Source organism: Thomasclavelia sp. (assembly GCF_047249845.1).
GTDB lineage: Bacteria > Bacillota_I > Bacilli_A > Erysipelotrichales > Coprobacillaceae > Thomasclavelia.
In genome coordinates this window covers 90017-96016 of the sequence record NZ_JBKTWO010000004.1, presented here as the reverse complement: position 1 = coordinate 96016, position 6000 = coordinate 90017, and the positions used below count along the sequence as shown (strand labels likewise).

Annotated in this window: 5 protein-coding genes; all 5 read left to right on the top strand. The window is 27.5% G+C overall.

The features are described 5' to 3' along the window. On the top strand, nt 1-974 hold a 974-nt coding region (locus ACLR9T_RS02010; protein WP_413107857.1), incomplete at its 5' end, for a hypothetical protein. A gap of 9 nt (nt 975-983) precedes the next feature. After that, the gene (locus tag ACLR9T_RS02005; RefSeq protein ID WP_413107856.1) at nt 984-1712 is read left to right on the top strand and encodes an ATP-binding cassette domain-containing protein; all 729 of its coding nucleotides are present in this window, start codon (nt 984-986) and stop codon (nt 1710-1712) included. Next, on the top strand, nt 1699-4089 hold the full coding sequence (locus ACLR9T_RS02000) for an ABC transporter permease (protein WP_413107855.1): 2391 nt from the start codon (nt 1699-1701) through the stop codon (nt 4087-4089). The genes ACLR9T_RS02005 and ACLR9T_RS02000 overlap by 14 nt, the downstream gene beginning before the upstream one ends. 85 nt (nt 4090-4174) lie before the next feature. After that, nucleotides 4175-5245 carry a competence/damage-inducible protein A gene (locus tag ACLR9T_RS01995; protein ID WP_413107854.1) on the top strand — a complete coding sequence of 357 codons (1071 nt, stop codon included), beginning with the start codon at nt 4175-4177 and terminating at the stop codon, nt 5243-5245. A 9-nt stretch (nt 5246-5254) separates the two neighbouring features. Next, the gene (locus ACLR9T_RS01990) at nt 5255-5506 is read left to right on the top strand and encodes a kinase to dihydroxyacetone kinase (RefSeq protein ID WP_413107853.1); all 252 of its coding nucleotides are present in this window, start codon (nt 5255-5257) and stop codon (nt 5504-5506) included. Nucleotides 5507-6000 lie beyond the last annotated feature (494 nt).

Here is a 6000-nt window from a genome sequence, read left to right as displayed (position 1 = left end):
GTGCAACTCTCTTTGTTTATCAAGATCACTTATATCTAAGTAGTTCTAGTGGGAAAGTTTTGGATTCTCTCGGTGTAACTACTAACCAAGGTGCTTCATTATATCAGATGGATTTAGATGGTAAAAATAGAAAAGTTATCTGGCAGTTAAATGAAAATGAATCGTTTGATATTTCTGCAATAGTTATAGGTGATAATAAAATTTATATCCCAGTAGAAAAAAAAGAAATATATGAAACTGCAAGTAATTCTTCAATGGATGTAATTAAAGAAAAAAAGTTAATGGGATTAGATTTAAAAACTGAAAAAACAAAAGAGATTCTTGATCTTAAGGATCGTGATGTAGTTGGGATCTATAATCATAATTTAGTTATACGACAAGCCCATTATCAAGATGATCCTAATAAATATTTAGAGAACAAAGATTATTCAGGTTATGATAAAGCAATTCAAAATGTTGAAATGGGATATTTTAAATATGATCTTAATACTAAACAACAAAGTTCAGAAGTACAACCAGAAAATGCAAATGGTGAGTTTGGTGAATATTATCAAAACAAGATATATTCAATTGATCAAGGTAAATTATATGGATTAGATTTAGATTCAGGGGTTCAAAGTGAAGTTTTATCCTTAGAAGATAATAGAAGTTATATGATTTCTAATTTTATTGATAATCATCTTATTATTGATACATGGTACCAGGACGAATATGTAAACTCACTAGTGGTTTCGTTAGATGGTTTAGAAGTTAAAGAATTAGCACTTAATAAAAAACCGCCAAAGGAACCAATTGATATTTTAAATATCAATCGTGATTATTTATTTGTAAGATATGACCGTGATGGAAAGTATGAAAAGACATGGGCTGGTACTGATCAATTTGAAGTATCTAAAGAATATTTTGGATTAATTAGTAAAGATGATTTTTTAAATAGTAATGCTAATTACCAGACTTTAATGGAGATTGAGTAGGTGAGGATGATGTTAGAGATTAAAGAACTATCTAAGTCTTATCAGAATATTAAAGCTCTTGATCAAGTGAGTTTAAAAATAGAAAATGGAATATATGCTCTTTTAGGACCTAATGGAGCGGGGAAATCAACTTTAATGAATATAATTTGTCGACAGTTAGAAAGTGATGAAGGAACTATTCAATGGAATAATCAATCAATTCATATGTTGAAAAATGATTATTTTAAGATTCTAGGTTATGCTCCTCAACAGCAGGGGCTTTATGAAGAATTCACAGGTTTACGCTTTTTAAGTTATATTGCTATGCTTAAAGATATTCCTAAAGCAAAAATTATTGCTGAGGTACAAAGAGTTGCAAACTTAGTTAATATGGAAGAACATTTAGCAACTAAATGTAAGCATTATTCTGGTGGAATGAAACAACGTATTTTAGTAGCTCAAGCCTTATTAGGAAACCCGCAACTGCTTTTATTTGATGAACCAACAGCAGGATTAGATCCAAAGGAACGAGTTTCATTACGTAATGTCTTTGAACAATTAGCCAATGTTCATATATTATTAATCGCTACTCATGTTGTTAGTGATATTGAAACAATTGCTAAAGAGGTCATCTTTTTAAAAAAAGGTAAAATTATAAAGCAGGGAAGCGTTGATGAATTAACTAAGCATCATGATCATTCTTTAGAAAAACTATATTTAGAACTGTTTGGTCAGGAGCAAAATGATGCAGCTATTTAAAATAGAGTTTTATAAATTATGGAAAAGAAAAATATTTATCATTTTTCTTTTCTTGACTTTATTGATAAACGTTTTAGCACTAGCATATATGCAAAATCTAAATACTAATACTTCTCCTGTTGCTTATCAAAAACTGCAATCACAATTAGAAAGGATTCCTAATGAACAAAGATTTTCTTTCATTGAAGAATATTACAAACAAATAGAAGCCTTTGGCATCTTACAACAGCTTTCTTATTTATCAGCTGATCCTGAAGAAAATAAAGATATGATTGAAAGTATCCGTAGCCAATATCCTGATGTAGAAGAAGATTATAGCAAGTTATATTATGCAAATGAGGTAGATTATTATACTACTAATTTAGAAAGTGAAGCAGTTTTTATTAAAGAGATATATGCTAGAATGTGTTTATTAAAGCAATATCCTAGGTATCTAGAAGATATTCAAACAAAAGCTAAAACAATATCTAATATTTCAATTTTTAATGATAAAGATGATATATCTAAAAAGAATGTTTTAAAGAGTGCTCAAGATTATCAAAATTGTAATAAAGTAGAAATTACTTATGATATTGAATATGGTCTAGAAGAAGCGTTATCATTTCCAATCACTAATTTTTTGATCATGATTGCTGTCTTTATAATCATTTCATATATACTTTTTGAGGAAAAAGAAAATGGTTTGTTTGCTATTATTCGAACTACGCCTAAAGGTAGTTTAGCTACCATTCTAGCTAAAGTACTAGTAATGTTTATCACAATAGGAATTGTTATTTTGGTTTTAATTAGTAGTAATTTAATCTATATGCTTTTTACTTGTGGACTAGGGGATCTAAGTAGGAGTATTCAATCAATTTCTAGTTATCGTCAGTGTACTTATTTATTTACAGTAAAAGAGTATTTATTAGTGTATTTCTTGATTAAGTGGTTAGCAGTATTTTTAATTGGGATAATGATGTTATGGGTTTCATTGTTTGCTAAAAATAAGGTTTTAGCTTTTTCTATTATATTATTATTTATCTTTTTTCAATTAATTTGTTATTTCTTTATTCAGCCATTAGATTCTTTATATTTATTTAAGTATCTTAATATTATTTCAATGTTAAAAATTGAAACAATGTTTCAGTATTATTACAATGTTAATTTATTTGGAGTATTAATTTCATTACAATTATTAATTTTTAGTTGTTTAGTTATCAGCTGTATATTATTTTTTAGTTTATGTTTATTTACTTATTGTCATCGAAGAAATATGATGATAACCCCATTTAAATTACCAAAAATCAAAATTCACAAAAAAGTCACATTATCATTATGGTTACAAGAAAGCTATAAGATCTGGTGGTTACAAAAAGGTTTGCTTTTCATCATTATAGCTAGTATCTTTCAGTGTTACCAGTTTAGTCAGATTAATATTTATCGACAGCCAGAAGAATTAGTTATGCTGGCATATATGGAAAAACTATCAGGGCCACTAACATCTGAAAAAGAAGCATTTATTGAAAGTGAAAAGCAGCGCTTTTTAGATATTTATAACCAATTAGAAATTACTAATGAAAATTATCAAAATGGAATAATTAATAAACAACAATTAGATATTATACAAGATGAATTTGAAAGTCAGTTAGCTAGTGAACCAGTGTTTCAAGAAATTTTAAAGCAGTATCAAGGAATTATTGATAATTTTCAAAAGGAATTTATTGTTCCCTATGGTTATCAGCAACTATTTTTTGATGAAACCTGGGGATTGTTACCAGCGCTTTTCATGTTTATCTTTGCACTACTAAGTTTATCGAATGTATTTGCATATGATTATCAAAATGGAATTGATAAAATAGTTAAGATTACATTTATCGGTACGCAAAGATTTCAATATCTAAAGATGTTTGTTTGTATAATAACTTGTTTTATTTTTGGAGTGATTTTTTATTTGACAGGTTATTTAAAGTTAAATATGGCATATGGGTTGAATAACTGGTTAACACCAGTTAATTCATTAGTGGATTATATACATTTGCCTAGTTTTTCAATTTTAACATATTATATTATTTGTTATTTATTAAGATTTTTTGCATTATTAGTATGTGTTTTCTTTATGCTGGCTTTTTCCAAGAAGTTTAAAAATCAGTTTACAGCTTTACTTATTACCGTTGTCTTATTTTTAGTACCATTGTTTTTAGCTTATGGCGGCTATCATTTTTTAGATTCGTTTAGCTTGTATCCATTATTAATGAATGGACTCTATTTTAAAACTGATTCTGGAATTATACAATTAATAATTAGTTTTACAGCATATTTAATTATTTTTATAGGTTCGTGCTGGTATTTAACTAGACCACTAGTTATAAATTGTAAAAAGATAGATAATTATAATTAATATTCATGAAATTTTAATGACTAAAAGACTAGTAAAATGCTTAAAATTAACTATAATATAGTTAATCATTAAGGAGGATAATTTCATGAATGTTGAAATAATTAATGTTGGTACAGAATTGTTGTTAGGAGAAATTGTTAATACTAATGCAACTTATATTCAAAAGATGTGTAAAGATCTTGGTTTTAATGTTTATTATCAAACAACAGTAGGTGATAATCATGATCGTTTTAAAGAATGCTTAGATATAGCTTTTAAACGAGGTGCTGATTGTGTTATTACAACTGGTGGTTTAGGACCAACTCAAGATGATTTAACAAAAGAATTATCAGCTGAATATTTAGGTTTAGAATTGATCTATAATGAAGAAGAAGCTAAAAAAGTCGAAGAAAAATGTCGATTTGTAAGTGGGTGGATTGATATTCCTGAAAACAATTTTAAGCAGGCATTCTTTCCTGTAGATTGTTATATCTTAGAAAATGAAGTAGGTACGGCAAATGGCTGTGTAATGTCAAAAGATGAAAAGATGATTGTTAATTTACCGGGTCCACCTAAAGAAATGAGTTATGTTGTTGATCATGTTTTAAAAGATTATCTAAGTCAATTTAAGCAGGATATTATTTATACGTATGATTTTCTAACAATGGGAATTGGTGAAAGTCGAGTTGATGAAGTGTTATCTGACTTAATAGATCATCAAGATGAAGTTAGTATTGCACTTTATGCTTCAGAAGAAACAGTTCGGGTTCGTTTAGGATGTAAAGCAAGTGATAAAGAGGCTGCTGATAAAATGGTGGAACCAATTAAAGCTGAAATTGAAAAAGTTTTAAAAGATTATATAATTAGAGAAAAGAATTTAAAAGCAGCGCTAGCTAATATAATGCCTTCTTATTGGATAATATATGAATGTGATAATTTTACGCTTCGGGATGGTTTTAGTCTGGGGCATAATCATACTGAGGATACAATGAATTTACTAGTTGATTGTCGTGAACACCCTTTAGGGTCAATTATTAAAATAACGATCGATTATCAAGGACGTAGGGATGTTTTTGAAGTACCATTATTAAAAGATCCTACTTTATCTTATAATAAGTTAGAATCAAAAATTATTGAGCGAGTTTATAAGTTCTTAACGCAACCAGGTTATAATTAGGAGGATAAGATGTTAGAATTTAGATATGATACCCAACTATTAATTGAAGGTAAAGGTCTTGATGAAGATGTGATTAATGATTATATCACTGAGAATTTTAAAGGCGATTGTTTATTAGCTGTTGGTGATGATGAATTGATCAAGATACATTTTCATACTAATGAACCATGGCAAATATTAGAATATTGTGCATCGCTTGGTGAAATCTATGATATTGTAGTAGAGGACATGGATCGTCAGTCTAGAGGGTTGAAAGGATAGGTTGTTAGTATTATAAAGTTACAGAGGTATTAAAATATGCTAAAAATCAGATTTTTACTTTGTAAAATTTCTGATTTTTTGTATGTTAAGACATATTTTTGTACTATATTTTTTAACCTTAAGATTAATAATTGAGGAAGATTAGGTCAATCTATCCTAAATAGTTACTTTGCATATCAATAGCCCTAATTTATTGTTTCTAGCTTTTTAAGATAATCTTTTATTTATTTCAGTTTAATTATTTTAATAAAATATACTTTACCATATAAATATTTTCTTTTTTCACTTTTATATTAGATAAATATTTGTTTATTACAATAATAGATTTCTTTTTATTACCAAGTAAGTATTTAGTCTTTTTCATTTGTAATAAAACCGTAGAGTGTCATTAAGTTGACACGTTTTTAGTATTGTTCATTATACATTAATCTGATATTAAATAAATTTTTCTGAGAAGTAGTTTGCCTATATTTGTAGCTGTATAAATGATATAA